The organism is Burkholderia sp. BCC1208, from assembly GCF_902833095.1.
Classification (GTDB): Bacteria; Pseudomonadota; Gammaproteobacteria; order Burkholderiales; family Burkholderiaceae; genus Burkholderia.
In genome coordinates this window covers 147050-166158 of sequence record NZ_CADFDY010000003.1, presented here as the reverse complement: position 1 = coordinate 166158, position 19109 = coordinate 147050, and the positions used below count along the sequence as shown (strand labels likewise).

16 protein-coding genes are annotated in these 19109 nt (G+C 65.6%); 7 read left to right on the top strand and 9 right to left on the bottom strand.

What is annotated here, in order from left to right; translation table 11 throughout:
- Positions 1 to 61: 61 nt before the first annotated feature.
- From HWX09_RS08410 to HWX09_RS08400, 3 genes are all read right to left on the bottom strand, one after another.
- Entirely contained in the window at positions 62 to 1243 is a 1182-nt protein-coding gene (locus tag HWX09_RS08410; protein WP_027786595.1) for a fumarylacetoacetate hydrolase family protein, read from the bottom strand.
- A gap of 32 nt (positions 1244 to 1275) precedes the next feature.
- Positions 1276 to 3057, bottom strand: coding sequence for an IlvD/Edd family dehydratase (locus tag HWX09_RS08405; protein ID WP_027786596.1), 1782 nt, complete (start codon positions 3055 to 3057; stop codon positions 1276 to 1278).
- 187 nt (positions 3058 to 3244) lie between these two features.
- Positions 3245 to 4282, bottom strand: a complete 1038-nt coding sequence (locus tag HWX09_RS08400; RefSeq protein ID WP_027786597.1) for a LacI family DNA-binding transcriptional regulator — start codon at positions 4280 to 4282, stop codon at positions 3245 to 3247.
- A gap of 297 nt (positions 4283 to 4579) precedes the next feature.
- On the opposite strand from HWX09_RS08400, the gene HWX09_RS08395 reads away from it, so the two are divergent.
- The gene (locus HWX09_RS08395; RefSeq protein ID WP_027786598.1) at positions 4580 to 5926 is read left to right on the top strand and encodes an MFS transporter; all 1347 of its coding nucleotides are present in this window, start codon (positions 4580 to 4582) and stop codon (positions 5924 to 5926) included.
- Between the two features lie 177 nt (positions 5927 to 6103).
- On the opposite strand, the gene HWX09_RS08390 is transcribed toward HWX09_RS08395, so the two are convergent.
- Complete coding sequence (locus HWX09_RS08390) at positions 6104 to 7270, bottom strand: pyridoxal phosphate-dependent aminotransferase (protein WP_027786599.1); 1167 nt, start codon at positions 7268 to 7270, stop codon at positions 6104 to 6106.
- Positions 7271 to 7323: 53 nt separating this feature from the next.
- Here HWX09_RS08390 and HWX09_RS08385 point away from each other — a divergent pair, with 53 nt between their 5' ends.
- The 5 genes from HWX09_RS08385 to HWX09_RS08365 all read left to right on the top strand — a co-directional run bounded on the left by HWX09_RS08385 (position 7324) and on the right by HWX09_RS08365 (position 11657).
- Positions 7324 to 7974 (top strand): GntR family transcriptional regulator, encoded by a 651-nt coding sequence (locus tag HWX09_RS08385; protein WP_227789465.1) that lies wholly within the window; start codon positions 7324 to 7326, stop codon positions 7972 to 7974.
- A 203-nt stretch (positions 7975 to 8177) separates the two neighbouring features.
- Entirely contained in the window at positions 8178 to 9095 is a 918-nt protein-coding gene (locus tag HWX09_RS08380; protein WP_089502469.1) for a nucleotidyltransferase, read from the top strand.
- The gene (locus HWX09_RS08375; protein WP_027786602.1) at positions 9088 to 9855 is read left to right on the top strand and encodes a DUF4149 domain-containing protein; all 768 of its coding nucleotides are present in this window, start codon (positions 9088 to 9090) and stop codon (positions 9853 to 9855) included. The genes HWX09_RS08380 and HWX09_RS08375 overlap by 8 nt, the downstream gene beginning before the upstream one ends.
- Positions 9856 to 10075: 220 nt before the next feature.
- Entirely contained in the window at positions 10076 to 10738 is a 663-nt protein-coding gene (locus HWX09_RS08370) for a nucleotidyltransferase family protein (RefSeq protein ID WP_227789464.1), read from the top strand.
- Between the two features lie 205 nt (positions 10739 to 10943).
- Positions 10944 to 11657, top strand: coding sequence for a DUF4396 domain-containing protein (locus HWX09_RS08365; RefSeq protein ID WP_027786603.1), 714 nt, complete (start codon positions 10944 to 10946; stop codon positions 11655 to 11657).
- Between the two features lie 64 nt (positions 11658 to 11721).
- On the opposite strand, the gene HWX09_RS08360 is transcribed toward HWX09_RS08365, so the two are convergent.
- A complete protein-coding gene (locus HWX09_RS08360; RefSeq protein WP_027786604.1) occupies positions 11722 to 12297 on the bottom strand; it encodes a DUF308 domain-containing protein in 576 nt (191 codons plus the stop codon).
- A gap of 290 nt (positions 12298 to 12587) precedes the next feature.
- Between HWX09_RS08360 and HWX09_RS08355 the strand changes: the two genes are divergently transcribed.
- Positions 12588 to 14063, top strand: coding sequence for an HD domain-containing phosphohydrolase (locus HWX09_RS08355; protein ID WP_027786605.1), 1476 nt, complete (start codon positions 12588 to 12590; stop codon positions 14061 to 14063).
- A gap of 131 nt (positions 14064 to 14194) precedes the next feature.
- Here HWX09_RS08355 and HWX09_RS08350 read toward each other — a convergent pair whose 3' ends face one another.
- From HWX09_RS08350 to HWX09_RS08335, 4 genes are all read right to left on the bottom strand, one after another.
- Complete coding sequence (locus tag HWX09_RS08350) at positions 14195 to 15652, bottom strand: amidase (RefSeq protein WP_027786606.1); 1458 nt, start codon at positions 15650 to 15652, stop codon at positions 14195 to 14197.
- A gap of 36 nt (positions 15653 to 15688) precedes the next feature.
- On the bottom strand, positions 15689 to 16921 hold the full coding sequence (locus tag HWX09_RS08345) for an MFS transporter (protein WP_027786607.1): 1233 nt from the start codon (positions 16919 to 16921) through the stop codon (positions 15689 to 15691).
- A gap of 22 nt (positions 16922 to 16943) precedes the next feature.
- Positions 16944 to 17882, bottom strand: coding sequence for a transporter (locus HWX09_RS08340; protein ID WP_027786608.1), 939 nt, complete (start codon positions 17880 to 17882; stop codon positions 16944 to 16946).
- Between the two features lie 78 nt (positions 17883 to 17960).
- The gene (locus HWX09_RS08335) at positions 17961 to 18971 is read right to left on the bottom strand and encodes a helix-turn-helix domain-containing protein (protein ID WP_034185530.1); all 1011 of its coding nucleotides are present in this window, start codon (positions 18969 to 18971) and stop codon (positions 17961 to 17963) included.
- Positions 18972 to 19109 lie beyond the last annotated feature (138 nt).

Here is a 19109-nt window from a genome sequence, read left to right as displayed (position 1 = left end):
CGTCGACGAGGCTACCGCCACCGAGCAATGCGCGGCGGTTCGCACGCCCCGTCTGCCGCCTTCACGCAGCAAGCAGCCCGCGCGCGGCCAGATTCGCATACAGCGCGCGCACGCCGAAGGTCCACGGCGCGATCTCCGTGCAAAGCCGCACGGTGTTGACGAGTGCGCCGAGCGCGGGCGTGGAGATGGTGACGCGGTCGCCGAGGTGATGCGTGAATCCGCCGCCGGGCGCGTCGCGATCCTGGATCGGCGAGAACATCGTGCCGAGGAACAGCATGAAGCCGTCCGGATACTGGTGATGCGCGCCGCAGGTCTGCGCGACGAGGTCGGCCGGGTCGCGGCTGATCTCGCGCATGTGGCTGATGCCGTCGAGGACGAAGCCGTCGTCCGCGCCTTCGACGCGCAGCGACACGCTGGCCTGCCGTACGCCGTCCAGCGTGAAGCCGTCGTCGAACAGCCGCACGAACGGGCCGATCGCGCACGAACCGTTGTTGTCCTTGCATTTGCCGAGCAGCAGCGCCGAACGGCCTTCGATGTCGCGCAGGTTCACGTCGTTGCCGAGCGTCGCGCCCACCGGCCTGCCGTCGCTGGCGACCGCCAGCACGATCTCCGGCTCCGGGTTGTTCCACACCGACACGGGCAGCAGCCCCACGTCCGCGCCGAAGCCGACCGCGGACATCGGCTGCGACTTGGAGAACACCTCGGCATCCGGGCCGATGCCCACTTCCATGTATTGCGACCATGCACCGCGGCGCTCGAGTTCCGCCTTCAGGCGCAGTGCGGCTTCCGAGCCCGGCACGATCTTCGACAGATCGGTGCCGATGGTCGCGGCGATGGTGTCGCGTACCTCCCTCGCTTTGGCCGGATCGCCGCCGGCCTGTTCCTCGATCACGCGCTCGATCAGGCTGACCGCGAAGGTGACGCCGCACGCCTTGATGGCCTGCACGTCGCACGGCGCGAGCAGGCGCGTGGCGCCGGGCGTGCCGTCCAGCGTCGCCTGCAACAACGGCTCGACGCGGCCGAGCGATTCGCCGGGAGCCGTGCGCGCGAGCGCGACTGCATCGGGGCGGTCGAACAGGTCCGCGGTGGTCGGCACGGTGCGCGTGATGTCGAACACTTCGCCGCCACGCACGGCGACGACGCTCGGCCCCGCGTGGGCGCCGTCGTGCCGCCAGACGCGGCCGATCAGCAGCGCGTGGGCGAGGTCGTGCGGCAGGCAATCGGAAACGGAAGGAGTACGCATGGTCAGCTCGGCAAGAGTCGGGGGCGGGGCAGTCAGTGCGAATGGCGCGGGTTGCCGCGCTGCTCGATGACCTTCAGGTACAGCGTGGCCGGTTCGAGGCAGCCGCCGGTGGACAACTGGCCGACGAACCGGCGATAGAGTTCCTGCCAGGGCGTTTGCGCCTCCGGCACGGTGAAGCTCGCGGTCTCGCGACGGCGCGCGAGTTCGTCCGCGTCGACGAGCACGTCGACGCTGCGGCGATTCAGGTCCACACGCACGCGGTCGTTCGTGCGCAGCAAGGCGAGGCCGCCTCCCACCGCGGCTTCCGGCGACATGTTCAGGATCGACGGGCTGGCCGACGTGCCGCTCTGGCGTCCGTCGCCCATGCACGGCAACGACGTGATGCCGCGCTTCACCAGCTCGGCGGGCGGCGCCATGTTCACGACTTCCGAACTGCCCGGGTAGCCGACCGTGCCGCAACCGCGGATCACGAGGATGCAGCGCTCGTCGATGTTCAGCGCGGGATCGTCGATACGCGCGTGGTAGTCCTCGGGGCCGTCGAACACGATCGCGCGCGCCTCGAACGTATTCTCCGCGCCCGGCTCGGCCAGGTAGGTCCGGCGGAAGGCGTCGCCCACCACCGACATCTTCATGATGGCGCTGTCGAAGAAGTTGCCCGACAGCACCATGAAGCCGGCCCCGTGCTTGAGCGGCGCGTCGGGCGTACGGATCACATCGCGGTCGGCATCCTGCGCGGTGTCGGCGATCTCGCCGATCGCGCGGCCGGATACGGTCAGGCAGTCGCGCCGTAGCAGGCCGGCCGCGTCGAGCTGGCGCAGCACGGCGGGCACGCCGCCGGCGCGATGGAAGCTCTCCCCGAGGTATTCGCCGGCCGGCATGCAGTTCACGAGCAGCGGCACGGCTTCGCCGAAGCGCTGCCAGTCGTCCAGACTCAGCTCGACGCCCATGTGGCGCGCGATGGCGATCAGATGCGGCGGGCAGTTGGTCGAGGCGCCGAGCGCCGACGCGACGACGATCGCATTCTCGAACGCCGCGCGCGTCATGATCGTCGACGGGCGCAGGTCGTCGCGAACGAGTTCGACCGCGCGCTTGCCGGTAGCGTAAGCGATCTGGCCGCGCTCGCGATAGGCGGCGGGGATGCTCGCGCACCCGGGCAGTGACATGCCCAGCGCCTCGGCGAGGCTGTTCATCGACAGCGCCGTGCCCATGGTATTGCAGTGGCCGATCGACGGCGACGAAGCCGTGGTCAGCTGCATGAAGCCTTCGTAGTCGATCTCGCCGGCGGCGAGCAGGTTGCGGGCATGCCAGATCACCGTGCCGGAGCCGACCCGCTTGCCCTCGTGCCAGCCGTCGAGCATCGGGCCGCCCGACAGCACGATCGCGGGCATGTCGACGGTCGCGGCCGCCATCAGGCAGGCCGGCGTGGTCTTGTCGCAGCCGGTCGTCAGCACCACACCGTCCAGCGGAAAACCGTGCAGCACTTCCACCAGCCCGAGGTAGGCGAGATTGCGGTCGAGCGCGGCCGTGGGCCGGCGGCTCTGCTCGGCCAGCGGGTGCACGGGGAACTCCATCGGAATGCCGCCCGCGTCGCGAATGCCCGCCTTGGTGCGCTCGGCCAGCTCGATGTGGTGGCGGTTGCACGGCGCCAGGTCGCTGCCCGTCTGCGCGATGCCGATGACGGGGCGGCCCGACTGCAGCTCCTCGCGCGTCAACCCGTAGTTCATGAAGCGCTCGACATAGAGCGCGGTCATGTCCGCGTGCGCGGGATCGTCGAACCATTCCTGGCTGCGCAAGCGGCGAGGGATTTGTGACATGGCAGGCTGTCTCCGAAGGGCCTTCTTGATTGTGCGTGCCGGATAGTTACCGGTAACATCGATTGGATGTTAGCACGGGTTTTTTGCGTTGCGGAAGGGATTTGTGCGCGCGTGGCGGAGGTGAGGGCAGGGGGCCGGAGCAACGCCGCGCACGTCGCGCGCCGGCACGTGGGCGGCCGTCGACCCGTCAGGCGCTTTCCCGCGCGACGATCGTGTAGTCGATACGGATGCTGTGCGACTCGGTCCGCTCGCCGCCGTCGCGCGCTTGCAGCGCCGCCAGCAACGCTTCGCCCGTGCGTAGCCCGATGCCGTACGCGTCCACCGACACGGTCGTGATGGTCGGGTGGCAGCACGCCGCCACTTCGAAGTTCCCGAAGCCGGCCACGGCCATATCGGCGGGTACGGCAAGCCCGCGCCGGTGACATTCCATGATCGCGCCGAATGCCGACATGTCGCTCACGCACATCACCGCATCGGTATCCGGCCATTGCTCCAGCAGCGCCGCCATCGCGGGCCCGCCGTGGCTCATCGTGATCGGCGATTCGCCCAGCCGCACGACGCGCGGTTCGCCCAGCCCCAGCGCCTTGATCTCTGCCTGGTAACCCTTGAGTCGGTCGAGGCCGCGGCGATCCAGTTCGCTGGCGCCGACCAGAAAGCCGATGCGTCGGTAACCGCGCTCGGCCAGGTGGCGCACCATCGCACGGGCGGCGCGCACGTTCGAGAAGCCGACGGCGGTGTCGATGGGGCGCGTGGGCAGATCCCACATCTCGACCACGGGAATCGCCGAGCGCTCCAGCACCTTGCGCGTCGCATCGGTGTGCTGCGCACCCGTCAGCGCGATGCAGCGCGGCTGGTGTCGCAGCATCGAGCGCACTAGCCGTTCTTCACGTTCCAGGTCGTAGTCGGTGTCGCCGAGCAGCAGCTGGAGGCCATGCGGTTCGAGCGCATCGGTCAGGCCGCGCACGGTGTCCGAGAAGTTGGAACTCGACAATGACGGCACCAGCACCGCGACGAATTCCGACCGCCCGGACGACAGCGCACCGGCGGCCGCGTCGGCCACGTAGCCGAGCTGGTCGATGGCCTCGCAGACCCGTGCGCGCGTCTCGGCGGCCACGCTGTGGCCCGCGAGCACGCGCGACACCGTCATCTTCGATACGCCGGCCAGGCGCGCTACGTCGGACATGCGGGGCGGCCCGGCGGGCCGGACGGCGGTGGGACTGGGCATCGGAATCGCGATCGGGAGAAAGCCGGAAAGGCTACATCATACCGGTGCGGCATATCGTGCAGGCCGGCCGCGATGCGCTCGTCGAAGCGACGCCCGTACTAGGGAAACCACGCGTTCGGCGGGACTTGTACGCGCCTGTCGCTGCATGCTACCTTGGCGTTTGTTACCGGTATCAAAGCACTGCTCGCTCCCGTCGCCTCGTCGGCTTTTTTTTGCCACCGGATGTTATCGGTAACATCGATGCGTCAAGCGCACTCGCCGGTACGAAGAAGACCTAAACGAACAGGAGACAGACCGATGCCATCCATTACGCAGGCCGCTGCCGCACCGGCCGCGGCCGACTCGTCCGAGGACGCCCTTTATCGCAAGGTCATGCGGCGCATCCTGCCCTTGCTGCTGCTGTGCTACGTCGTGGCCTATCTGGATCGCGTCAACGTGGGTTTCGCCAAGCTGCAGATGCTCGACGACCTGAGCCTGAGCGACAGCGTCTATGCGCTCGGCGCCAGCATCTTCTTCTGGGGCTATTTCCTGTTCGAGATGCCGAGCAACCTGTTGCTGCATCGTTACGGCGCACGCTTCTGGATCGCGCGGATCATGATCACGTGGGGCATCGTGTCGTCGTCGATGGCCTTCATCGTGCCGCTCGCGCAGTTCTTCCACGTGCAGACGACCACGATGTTCTACACGCTGCGCTTCCTGCTGGGGCTGTGCGAAGCCGGGTTTTTCCCGGGCGTCATCCTGTACCTGAACTACTGGTTCCCGGCGCGCCGCCAGAGCGTGGCGATGTCGGGTTTCCTGGTGGCGATCCCGCTGAGCCTGACGCTGGGCAGCGTGCTGTCCGGCTGGCTGATGGAGCAGACGCATGGCCTGTCGGGCATGAGCGGCTGGCAATGGATGCTGCTGCTCGAAGGGCTGCCGTCGATCGTGGTGGCGTTCATCGTGCTGGCGTGCCTCGGCGACGGCCCGCGGTCGGCGAAGTGGCTGTCCGCCGACGAAAAGGCGGTGCTGTCGCGCAACCTCGAATCCGAGGCCGCGCACAAGTCGCACAGCGTCGGCGCCGCGCTGCGCAGCCCGCGCGTCTGGTTGCTCACCTTCATCCTGCTCACGTTCAATACCGGCTTCTACGGGCTGGCCTTCTGGCTGCCGTCGATCATCCGCGCGTCGGGCGTGCGGAGCCCGCTGCATATCGGTTTGCTGACGGCCATTCCGTACCTGACGGCCATCTTCGCGATGGTGTGGAACGCATCGCACTCGCGCAGGACCGGCGAACGCCGCCTGCACGCGGCGATTCCCGCGCTGATCGGCGGCGTCTTCCTGATTCTGAGCGCGGCGTTCGCCCACAACGTGGCGCTGTCGATCGTGTTCCTGACCGTCGCCACGTGCGGCATCCTCGCGCTGATGCCGATCTACTGGACCTTCCCCGGACAGATCCTGTCCGGCACGGCCGCGGCGGCCGGCATCGCGCTGATCAACTCGGTGGGCAACCTGTCCGGCTTCACGGGCTCGATGATCACAGGCGTCGCTAAGCAAATGACCGGCGACATCAACAACGGCACCTATGCGCTCGGCGCCTGCCTGCTGATCAGTTGCGTGCTGATCGCATTGATTCCGCGGGACATCCTGCAGCCGCCGGCGGGGCGGTAGGGCGTTCGCGCGATGTCACGTCCAGCCGGGGCCGGGACATCGCGCCGCCCCGGCGCCGGATGCATCACGTCATGTGGATTGATCTCGTGTGAATTCGCTCGACCATCACGGACGGAATGCCGGATGCCTCCAACCGGCGACGCCCTGCGCGCGACTCAGTTTTCTCGTGGGCGACCGTCATGCGTCTTCCAGGGCGAAGCGTACTTTGTCCCCGAGCGTGCGCAACCGCTCGACCGGTTCGTTCGAGTACACGAATCGGACGTACTGCTCGCCGTGTGCGACGCCCCATCCGGTCATGGCCGTCGCACATACGCCACGGCGCAGCAACCGCTCCGACATCTGCGATCCGGTCAGGCCGAAATCGGACACCCGCAGCAGCATCGACCAGCCGCCCGCCGGCATGCCGAACGGAAGACCTGACAGTTCGGCGGCGACCGTATCCCGGCGCCTCTCGAGTTCGCTCACGTAGCCAGGCAGATCGGATGCAGAATGTTCGAGCGCAACCGCCGCGGCCTCCTGGGCAATGCCGACCGGCACCACGACATTGGCGAGCGACACGGCCACAAGATCGGGAATCAGCCATTCCGGCGCGACGATCCAGCCGACGCGCCAGCCAATCATGCGCAGCTCTTTCGACGCGGCGCCGACCGTGACCGTACGCTCGGCCATGCCGGGCAGGCCGGCGGGATGGATGACCGTGCGTCCATCGAAGAGCAGCCGTTCCATCGCGCTGTCGAGGATCAGCAGCAGATCGTTCTGCACACACAGGCTCGCGATCAGTTGCCAGTCGGACGCATCGAAGAACCCGCCCGAAGGCATCGACGGAGACATCAGCAGCATGGCCCGTGTTTGCGGACCGATCGCTGCCCGCAGCGCGGTCTGATCCAGCTTCCACTCGCCGCCCGGCGCGAAGGCGAACGGTACTTGCCTGGGCACGCCGCCCGCAAGGCGGACGCGGTTCAGCAGGCCTGCGTACGTCGGATCGGTGACGATGACTTCGTCGCCGGTCTCGACGGTGGCGAGCAGCGTGTTCAGAATGCCGGAGAGTCCGCCCGCCGACACCACCACCTGGTCGGCCGTGAAGCATTGCCCCGAAAGCCCCGACACGTGGGCGGCAGCGCTCGCGCGTAGCCGATCCTGGCCGACGAATGGCAAATAGGAGTTGGCCGCGTCTCGCTGGATTGCCTCGCGGGTGAAGGCGAGCGCCTCGGAAGTGGGTGGGATGTCGGTATCGAGATTCTCGAGTCGCAAAAGGTCGACGTCGGCATGATCGGCGATCGAACCCATGCGATCGACGCCGATGCCGGCAATGTGCTGCAGGCGTGCAGGACGGTGGTGGCGCATCGAGCCTCCGATTTTGTTACAATTTAATAGATAATATATGCATGGTGGTCGGCATGAACTTTGAAGTCAAGGAGGATCGCTCGCTGGCCGATCGGATCGCCGTCGCGCTGGGGGACCGCATCATCTCGGGCGTCATCGCGCCGGGGGAGTGGCTGCGTCAGGACCACATCGCGGCGGAGTTCGGGGCGAGTCATGTGCCGGTACGCGAGGCGTTCAGACGCCTGGAAGCGCAGGGGCTGGCCGTGGTGGAACCGCGGCGAGGCGTGCGGGCGGCGCCGCTCGAGCCGGCGGACGTGCTTGAAATGGCAAAGATGCGTGCTGCTTTCGAGGGGCTGGCGCTGCGCGAGGCGATTTCCGCTCTCGACGCACGTGCGCTGGAGGAACTCGATGCGATCCTCGATCAGGAGGCGGCGGCGCATGGTATAGCCGTGCTGGGTACGCTGAACCTGAGATTTCATCGCGCACTGACCGCGCGGTGCGGGATGCCGCGGCTCGTCGACGCGATTGGCGACATGCATCGCGCAAGCGCACGGCATTTGTACGCGACGTGGCAGCAACTTGACTGGCACGATCGCTCGAACGACGAGCATCGGAACATCGTCCGGGCGATACGTGATGGGGATGTGGACGCAGCGTGTGCGGCCTTGTCCTCGCATATTCTGGCTGCGGGGGACGCACTGGCTCAGGCGTTGCGCAGGCGGTAGAGGGATGCAGGTCGAGACGGGGGCGTCAAGCGGTCCCAAAGGCCGGTTTTGGGAATGGCTGGCGTCTTCTGCGGGTTGGTTATAGCTGAACGCGTGGGGCGGCATTCGGCTAGTTCCAGTCGTTCGCAGCCGCTTCAGACTGGCACTGGAACGTCAGCTGCACCGCACTAAGCGGCCACCAACGTCGTGCCAGTCCAAGTGCAATGACGATCCTGCGGGCTTATAATCTTCCGACAACAAATCGGGGGCTCTACGTGGCATACACCGTAGACGGAGCATTCGCGGAGTTTTACGACGAGATCAATCTTTCAGGCGACTTCCGCGCGTTAGCGTCGGCGCGCCGGGATCACATTTTCAATCTACTCGGTAATCGATTCCACTTGATCGATGCTTTCGCTGGCGGCTCAATCCCCAAATACACAGCGCTTCATGGCCGTGCTGACATGGACATCTTTGTCGTCCTCCACTATGGGAAGCACTGCGCCGGCCGTCTTCCCTCGCAAGTATTACTTGATATCCGAACCGCGCTATCGGGCAAGGAGCGCGTTAGGCGCAACGGACAAGCGGTGACGCTTCGCTACACTGCTTTTCCTGACGTCGACGTCGTTCCCGTGTATTTCACAAGTCACGATGGTCAGCGATATGAAGATGCGCAGTATCTGAACGTGCCCGACATGAACACGGAGACATGGATCCGCTCGATGCCGAAGCTACATACGGCACGCGTCGAGCAAGCTGCGGCTGCATATGGTAAATATTTTCGGCGCGCCATAAAGATGATGAAGTACTGGAATTGGAAGCACGGAGATATATTGCGAAGCTTCCACATTGAGGCGCTTGCGGTGCTGTTTCTCGGAATAGGCGATTGCAGCAGCCTGCCGCTCGCCCTTCACAGATTTTTTGATGCAGTACATGGCAGTGTTTTGACAGCCGTGCATTACGACGGGGCGCGCATCGACGATTACCTAACGGCGCAAGATCGGATTGGACTCTCCGACAGACTTCGTAGCGCGTGCACCCACGCAAACTCGGCGTGGCTGAATGGTTTTCTCGGCAACCACGAGTTTGCAATAGCCGAATGGCGAGCGATTTTCGGAGATCCCTATCCTTCTTATGGCTAACAATCAGCGTCACGACCCTATTCGCGCTACGTACTATCGCCCCGTCGAAATCGGCGAAGCCTTCGGTGAGTGGCTGTTCTGGATCACAACTGGGCTGTCGGCGACCCTGATTCTCGTTGACCGAGCCACCCACGCGCAGTTGTACGATAGGCTGCAAATGGGTCTGGTCATTGCAGCGGTTCTGGCGTTTATCATCGGCACCGCAGTCAGACTCTATCTTCAACCCCGTGCATTAGCCGCAAGATCCGCTGACTTGATATCTCAGAGCTTTGGAGTAGCGTTGTCGCATGAGACGACTGTCGGATACTACAATAATCAAATGCCGGCTGGCCACAGAAGGTTGGCGGCAATGGCGCTAGAAAACGCGTTCTTTAGCAAGGAAATCTCTAAATCAATGCTCAGGTTTGAACGGTTCCGCGCCGGAGTTGCGCTCCTGATATTTATTTTTTTGATGAGAGAGGACGATCTTGCATTTGGGGCGATTGCTGCTGCTACCGTGTTTGGTGAGCAAGTCATAGTGCGTTATCTACGACTAGAATGGTTTCGCAGTCGCTGCGAATCAATTTATAAACAGCTTCACGACTTGTTTCTCCACAATCCAACAGATCCGACTTTCACCGCCGAGACGATTGGTGGCCTGAACTCATACGAGTCTGGAAAGGCCATGGCGGGAGTAACACTTTCTGACCGAATTTTCAAAAAACGCAATGCCGACCTGTCGACACAGTGGGATGTCATTAAGCAGACACTGAGGCTCTAACTGGAGCAGTTGACACTTGTACATACTCGGGTGTTACCGCATCGTGTGGCCCCTCGTGCGCCGATGCGGCGAGTCGATCGTTGAGTGACGACGAAACCGAGATTTTCGGCACCCCACAGCAAATACATTCTCGCGATATTACCCGAGAACTTGTTCCATGCGGTGCCACCGGAATTGCCAAAAATGCCAGCACTCCCCTAAGTTTGGAGCGAAGATTTACATGAACTCTTATGAAAAACTGATTGGAATAGCCAGTCGTTCCACTTGGTGTATGTCTGCATTATCGGCGGTACGCGAGATGCAGCTGGATTCGTGGTGCATCGGTGGAGGAGCGATTCGCAATCTGGTGTGGGATTCACTCCACGGATATGAGACTCCAACATACCTACCAGATGTCGATGTGGCGTATTTCGACTCGTCCGATCTGTCTTCAACTCGCGACGCGGAGATTCAACAGCGACTCGCCGCAAGGTGTCCTGAGATTCCCTGGGAAGTCACCAACCAAGCGGCTGTTCATCTATGGTTTGAGAGTGTATTCGGCCACCCGGTGCCACCATTGACTTCCTTGGCAGAAGCTATCGCATCGTGGCCGGAGTACGCGACGGCAGTCGGATTATCCCTTCTCCAGGATGGGACAATTGATGTTTGCGCGCCGCACGGCGTCGACGATCTTTTTTCTATGGTTATACGACGCAACCCGACGCGCGTCAGCATCGAGACATACCGTAGACGGATCGAGCAAAAAAATACTGCGACCGCTGGCCCCGCGTTACGGTTGTCAGCTAGCCACGATGAGCAAGCCACGCCACCGCCCGAATGTCGGACATTGTCAAGAAGCCGTTGTACCGTCGGTGTAAAGACGGTTGCCCGTTTGAGTCCGTGAGCAGCCACTGAGCGCGCGTTCGCTCGACAGACCGCTTCGGGTCGGAAGTCGCCGGTCGGCCGCACCGGGTGCCGACCGGCGACTTCCGGCCAAGAGACGACACTCGGCCAAGTGAATCGGCGGACCTGACGACGGAAAGCTTCATCCGGCGAACGGAACGTGCCTTGCTGGGTGTTTGGCATTTGACTCGCCAGCAGGAATATCGATGATTTACGGAACCTTTCCACCTTGGCTGCATACGCTATCGGTCACATCGATCATTTTGGGTGCGGCCTGTGCCGTTGCAATCGTCGTTGACGAAGCTCGACACCCTCAGAAGATGTGGATCATGAACGTCGTCTGGCCCCTGACGGCGTTGTTCGGGACGGTCTTGTGGGTTGCCGCCTACTACGTGTGGGGACGGAATGTCACTGACGCGGGACACGAGGTCGACGAGCAGCCGTTCGTCGCGATGGTGATGAAAGGCACGAGTCACTGCGGCGCGGGCTGTACGCTCGGAGACATCGTTGTCGAGTGGTCGGCTTTTGCCTTCCCCGCCTTGGCAGTCTGGTTCGGGTGGCACACGGTGTTTGATGAAAAAACGTTTGCTGTCTGGATCCCCGATTTCATCGTCGCCTTTCTGTTCGGCATCGTTTTTCAGTACTTCACTATCAAACCGATGCGGGGGCTCTCGGCACGCGCAGGTTTGATTGCGGCCGTCAGAGCGGATATCGCGTCGATTACCGCGTGGCAGGTCGGCATGTACGGCGTTATGGCCATCATCCAGTTCCTGTGGTTCAAGCCGGCTTACGGCGGTATCGCGAAAGTTGCGAGCCCCGAATTCTGGTTCGCCATGCAGCTCGCGATGCTTGCAGGATTCGCCACCAGCTATCCCGTCAACTGGTGGCTGATCAATTCGGGTATGAAGGAAAAAATGTAAGGGTCCTGACCGCAAGCACAGCGAAGGTGGCTTGTCGCGTGACATCTTCATTTCGACCGAAGGCTCACGACACCCTACGCCGCATCCCCCGCACCTGCAGCCAGATGGCGGATATCAGGAAATAAAGCGCACCCACTCCCGCATAGCCTGCGATCTTCACGATCGCCGGCGGCATTGGCGCGTGGCTTTGCAAAATGAAGAACAACCCAGCCAACGCCGATTGCGCACCGCTCAGTATCATCACCCACTGGGCGCCGGCATGCTTCCAGCGCCGGACGGCGGTGCCGAGCTGCAGCGCGCCGGAGAGAATCGCCCAGACGCCGAACACCGCGAGTACCGCGTGCGTGCCCGCATTCAACGCCGGAAATACCGCCAGTGTCGTGACGGCGCTGATCGCGACGTTGATCGCCTGCGTGCGGTTTGCCGCCGTCCCGCCGCTGCGGGACAGGTCGACGAAATTGGCGAGTGCATCCCAGGCCGGATAAACGACCAGCAGGACCGCCGCGCCGGCCGCGCTTTGCCGGCCGACGGAAAACGCCAGTGCGACCCAGATCAGCGAGAATATCGCCCTGGAAAAGTAGTACCGCTTCAGCCATGGTTCGTCGGCAAGGGCACGGAATTCGGGGTAACGATCAACCATTTGCACTCCTTCTTACATCGAATCGTCGTTGCGGCCGGTGCGCAAGGTGTCCGCCATGCGGATGCCGATGTGGCGCCGACCGAATCTCCAGTGCGCCGAGTATCGCAATCGTCCAGGCCTCCCGCTATCGGTCAGATGTCCGATGGCGAAGTCCGCCGGCCGTCTGCGCCGATGCGGGCCAACCTCGCGCCGGCGTGGCCACGGTGAGCCGCCACGCGCATGCTCGTGCATGACACGACGCCGTCGCGTATGATCGTTTTCCCGTCCTCGCGAATGTCTCTGCCCACCCGATGTCCGACGCCGAAGCCCGTCACGCCCCGCTGCGCATATTCGACGCCGTACGCGCGCTGGCCTTCATCGGCGATCTCAGCATGGGGCAGCCGACCGACCATTCGCCGCGCACCGGCTGGCTGGCGTCACGGCTCGCGCACGCGGCACGATTCGATGCATCGGTGTGCGACACGGCGCGCGAGGTGGCGCTGTTGCGCTGGTCGGGCTGCACGGCGAACGCGGCGGGTTTCGCGCAGGTATTCGGCGACGACGTCGCGATCCGCGCCGCGATGCTCGAGAGCCGGTCCGGCATCGCCGAAGCGATCGGCGGCGCGGGCGTCGCGATGATCCCGCTCGCGCAGATTCATTGCGAAGTCTCGGGCGAGGTTGCACGAATACTCGGTCTGCCCCACGCGACGGAAACCGCGCTGCGGCATATTTTCGAAAGCTGGGACGGCAACGGGCTGCCCGCACGGCTCGCGCGGGAAGAGGTGCCGGCCGCCGTGTCGATCGTCGCGCTTGCGGGCGATCTCGACGTGTTCAGCCGCACGTACGGCGTCGAGCGGGCCCTCGAATTGATCGGGCAACGGGCGGGGGCACGCTATCCGGCCGTGCTCGTCGACACGGCTGCGCGCGACGCAACGCGCTGGCTGGCGGCGCTCGAGCACATGACGTCCGCCGAACTGGACGCCGCATTGGCCACGCCGGACATGCAGGGCGCGACGTCCGCTGAATTGATTGCGGACGTCATCGATCTGAAACTGCCGTGGATGACGGGTTTTTCGCGTGCGGTCGCCGCGACGGCGGCCGCCTGTTACGGCCGTCTCTCGTCGGACGAGGCAGCGCGCGAACGCGTGTACCGCGCGGGGCTGATCCATGGCATCGGCAGGGCCGCGGTGCCGAACGACGTGTGGAATCTGCCGGCGCGGCTGCCTGCGAGCGCATGGGAAAAGGTGCGGCTCGTGCCGTACTGGACCGAACGCGCCGGCAGGCAGACCGGCGCGCTCGGCGAAGCCGCGGTGCTTGCTTCGTATGCCTACGAACGGCAGGACGGCTCGGGCTATTTTCGCGGCGTGCGTGACGCGGCGCTGACGCTGGAAGCGCGCGTGCTGGCGGCGTCGCTGGCATGGGTCGCGTTGCGCTCGGCGCGCCCGTGGCGCGCGGCGCTGAGCGATGCGGCCGCCGCCGGCCAGTTGCAGGAAGAAGCGGCGCGCGGCCGGCTATGCGGCGAAGTGGTGGCCGCGCTCGTGACGAATGGGGCGCCCGCGCTTCGGCGCACCGTCACGCGTCCGTCGCCCGCTGGCCCGCGCCTGTCCGCGCGGGAAATCGACGTCCTGCGGGCGATTTCCCGCGGCGCGAGCAACAAGCAGGTCGCGCAGGCGCTCGCGATGAGTCCGAGCACGGTGCGAACCCATGTCGAAAAGGCGTTTCGCAAGCTCGAATGTTCGACACGCGCCGCGGCGACCCTCAAGGCGTCGGCGCTGGGGCTGCTCTGACGCGATCCGAGACGCGGATTCGCGTTCGCGCGGCTGGTGCACCGGCTGCGCCGGGCGCCGATGATCGTGGCACGCGCGGCACGCGACGATCAACCTGGGTGCCGCCATCCCGTCGCCTGCCGCCGGACCATTCACGCACCCGACGGCCCGACGCGAACCAGCGGGGCACGCTCGGCCCACGGTGCGGCGCGTTCGAGCTGGGCGGCGAGCGAGAACAACAGCGACTCCGCGCCGAAGGCCCCCGCGAAATGGCTGCCGATCGGCAAGCCTTGCTCGTCCCAGTAAAGCGGCACCGACATCGCCGGCTGGCCGGTCGCGTTGAACCACGCGGTGAACGGCGAAAACCGGTGCGACCGATCGATGACGTCGCTCAACGATTGCGCGGCGTCCACCGTCGCGAGTGCGGCCGGCGGCAGCGGCGGCATCGCGAGCGTCGGCGTCAGCAACACGTCGTAGCGTTCCATCAGCCGGCCGAACGTCCTGCCCAACGCATGGATCCAGTCGACCGCGCCCGCGTATTCGGCGCCGCTCACGTTGCCTTTTTCGCGCAGGATGATGCGGGTGCGCGCCTCGATTTCGTCGTCGCGCACCGGCGCGCGTCGCTGGGTGCCGATCGTGTCGAGCAGCGCGCGCGTTTGCGCGCCGATGATCGTGAACACGTGGCCATAGAAAGCGGCCGAATCGACGGGACTGCCGAGCGGCTCGACGTCGTGTCCGAGCGAGCGCAGCAACGCGACGGTATGTTCCAGTGCAGCCCGGCATGCCGGATGAAGCGGCCAGGGCGGCGCTTGCTCGATCACGGCGATTCTCAGCGGCCGGGGATCGTGCTGCGTGGCCGCGAGAAACGTGTCGGCCTGATGCGGCGCCGCATACGGCGCACCGGTATCGGCGCCGGCGGTCAGGTCGAGCAGGGCGGCGCTGTCGCGAACCGAGCGCGTGATCGCGTGGTTGATGCCCATGCCGGCCCATCCCTCGCCGATCATCGGGCCATTCGGCGTTCGGCCGCGCGTCGGCTTCAATCCGAACACGCCGCAGCAGGACGCGGGTACCCGCAGCGAGCCGCCGCCGTCGTTGCCGTGCGCGAACGGGAGCACGCGAGCGGCGACGAGCGCCGCCGCCGCGCCGCTCGATCCGCCGGCGCTCACCTGCGGATTCCAGGGGTTGCGCGTGATGCCGAAGCGTGCCGACGACGTGCAATACGACGTGCCCAGCTCCGGCGACAGCGACGTGCCCGCGATCGGTATGCCCGCGCGCCGCAGGCGGGCCACGAGTTCGCCGTCGAAGTCGGGCCGGTAGTCGCCGAACAGGAACGATCCGTTCGACATCCGCGCACCGCGCACCGGCATGAACAGGTCCTTGATCAGCGTCGGGACGCCGGCGAGCACGCTTTCGTGCCCGGTGACGGACGACGCGGCCTGTCTTGCCGTGTCGTCGAGGCGTTCCGCCACGGCATTCAGCGTGGGGTCGAGCGCGTCGAGACTGGCGAGCACGGCGTCCAGCAATTCGGTCGGTTTCACTTCTTTGGCTCGAACGAGCGCCGCGAGCGCGATGCCGTCGTGCGTGGCGATGAGCGTCTGAAAGTCTTTCATGGGTTTATCGTTCAGGAACAGGAAAACATGAATGGGTCATTCGTCGTCGCGGCGGCGACACGCCGGTAACGACCACGACAACGCCGCGACGGCCGTGCCTGCCGCAATCGCGAACACCGCCGCGCGTAGCCCGCCGAATGCGTGCGCGCAGCCCAGCACGACGAGCGGGCTGACGAACTGACCCAGATAGAGCGCGGCCGTGAAACCGCCCAGGCCGCGGCCGCGCATCGCGAGCGACAGCGTGCGCATCAGCGGCAGGATGGCGTTGGGCACCAGCATGCCGCCGCCGAAGCCGTGAATCACGACCGCCACGACGATGGCCGGCACCGTATGCGCGCGGGCCAGCAGCGTCAGGCCCGCCGCGAGCAGCGCAAGGAGCACGACGTTGACGAAGCGGCGGCCGATCGCGTCGCGCAACCATGGCCACGCGATCGAACCGGCCAGCGTCGACAGCAGGCCGACGCCCGCTACCGCGCCGATCATCGTCGACGATCGCTGGCCGATGTCGACCATCAACTGAGGCATCTGCACCGGCACCACGAACGAGCTGATCATGCCGATGCAGATCAGCACGTAGCCGACCGCGAGCGTCCGCCCGAGCGTTCCATGGGCCGGCGGCGTGCCGTGGTCGGCCGGCTGCGCGGGCTGACCCTCGCGCAGCGGTTCCCACAGCACGGTCGCAATCGCCGGCAGCAGCAGGATCGGCAACAGATAGAGATAGAACGGATAGCGCCACGCGTGCTCGCCGGCCGCGCCGCCGAGCACGAAAAACACCGTGCCGACGATACCGATCGTGACGACCTGCCGGTTCACGTAGCGCACCCGTTGCTCGCCATGCCAGTAATCGCCGATCAGCGTCGTGCAGCACGTCATCACGCACGCTTCGGCCGCGCCGAGCGCGAACCGGCAGACGAGGATCGCGGTGAGGCTGTCGAGCCACGCCGGCGCGGCGCCGACCAGCCCGTACACGAGCGTCGCGAGCAACAGCAGCATCTTGCGTCCGACGCGATCGGCCAGCCAGCCGGCGAGCGGCGCGCACAGCGCGATCGCGAGGGCGGGGCCCGTCGCGACGAGCGGAACGAGCGCGGCCAGCCGCGGGTCGGCCGGCACGAATTCGGCCGCGAGTTTTGGCAGGACCGGCGCGATCATGACCGCGCCCATCACCGTGAGACTGCTGCCGAGCAGCAGCACGGCACCCTGGCTTGCGCCGGCCTGTCGGGCGGCACGCGTACAGGGCGGCGCGGATTGCGTTGAAGAAAGCGGATTCATCGACAGCTCCCGAATCGGAACATCAGAACGACAGCGCGGCACGTAGCGCGATCTGGTAACCCTGCGCGCGGTTTTGCGCGCCGAATTCCTTGTAGGCATGCAGCCAGACGGCGGGCTTGCCGGGCTCGACGTAGCTGATCGCCGGGCCGAGCGCGTTCACGCGCGCGCGGTTGCCGTCGATGGTCGGGCCGTGGTCGTTGCTCAACTGCCGCTCGAGGTAGCCGCCCAGGCCCACCGTGAACGCGCCGACGTGCTGGCCGAGCGCGAATTCCTGGCGGAATCCGGTGCCGCTGCGATAGTTCGTTGCATGGTTCGTCGTGTTCTGATCGATCTCGATGCTGGTCGAGATTTCGAAGCCGCCGTCGGTGATGTAGGTCGCGCCGACGATCGGCGAGAAGGTCCAGTGATTGACGCCGGGATTGAAGAGACGGGTGGCGCGATACGCGCCCGTCGGCGCTTGCACCTGCAGGGCGACGTTGACGTACAGATTCGGCGATGTCCACGCGAGGATCAGCGGCTGGAAGTCCGCATCGCCGATGTTGGTCGGATCGGCGGACATCGCGAGCGTGCCCGCGGGCGTCGGCACGTTCACGTGTCCGTTCAGGTTCAGGAACGGCACGACCGCGCCGAAGCCGACGTTCGCGCCGAACAGTTTCGCGTTCGTCATCCGGATATACGCGACGCTCCACGACGCGACCGTCAGCGAGAAGTCGGCGTTGCCGCCGTTGCGGATCGTGCGGGTCGAGTAGTACGCGAAGCGCGTGGCGAGCGTGCCGTTCGGCGTGGGCGGCGGCATGATGCCCGCGCCGAAATCGAATACGCCGAACGGCGTGATCGGGCCGTCGCTTTCGAGCGCCCGGGCGTTCTGGCATGCGAGCGTGGCCGCCAATGCGCCGATCGCGACGGCGGTGGTGCGTGTGCGGCAGCGCCGCACGCCGTGCGGACGTCTGAGGATTTCCATCGTGCCGTTCCCCGTACAGTTGAAATGTGTACGGAGTCTAGGAACGTCAAAATCCGGGGCGTTATCCGCTTTTGGTAATTATCGTGACGGGCGTTTGAGCGTGTCGGACGGCAGTTCCCCGAACAGTTCCCGGTAGTGCGACGCGAACCGGCTCAGGTGCCAGAAACCCCAGCGGCACGCGACGTCGCTGACCGATGCGCTTGCGGGAGAATGCTCGCGCAGCTCGCGGCGCACCGCGTTCAGCCGCAGCACGCGCAGGTACCACGCGGGGTGCGTGCCGAGGATTTCCTCGAAGCAATACTGCAGTTTGCGCCGGCTCGCACCGACTTCGCGACACACGTCGAGCACCGTCAGCGCCACACCGGGCCGCGACGCGACGAGTTCGCGCACGCGATCGACGACGCGGCGACGCGCGGACGGATCGAGCCGGACGGGGCGGCCGGCCGCCTCCATCGCGTGCACGAGTTCGACCAGAATGGCGTCGTGCAGCGTCTTGCGCGTTTGCGGCCGCGCGAGCGGGCGCTCCGGCGTATCGGCCGCCCCGAAGCCGGCCATCAGCAACGCTGTCAGCGCGTCGTGGCGCGCGGCGGGCACCCGCAGGATGCTGGTTTCGCTCGACGATACGCCGTCGCCATCATTGTCCCGATCGCCGAGCCACGCCAACCGGTGCAGCGTGTCGCTGGGCACCGTCAACAGCACGACGTCCTGATGGTCGGGCGTGCGCAACTCCGGCAGCGACGTGCCGCCGGAGACGAGCAACGCCTTGTCGCGCAGCGGCGCGCCGCCGCAGAAGCCGGCGCCGGCGGTTTCCAGCGGGATGCTGAACGACGTCTTGCCGGCGCACTGGTCGCCGCGCTTGAGCAGCGCGCGGTTCACGCGTTCGCGCAGCAATTGCATGCCGTCGAAGCGGATTTCGTGCAGCGTTCCATGGAACGGCCCCGGCGACAGCTGATCGAGCCGGATCGACCAGCCGTGCGTGCATTCCGCGTGGGTATCGACGTCCTCGCTGGAGAAGCGCCGGATCAACGGCAGCGCGTCGGGCGCGGTGTCGGCGAGGCCTGCGGCGAGCGGCTGCGGAGCGGAATGCATGGCGAGCGGGGCGATGGAGGAGGCGTCCGCCGACAATGCGCACACAAATTCCGGTTGGCAATGCGTTTTTACCCGGGGCCGGGGCCGTGGCTGCGGTCGCGCCGCGGATGGCGCGGCGGGCACGCGCGATTCGGCATG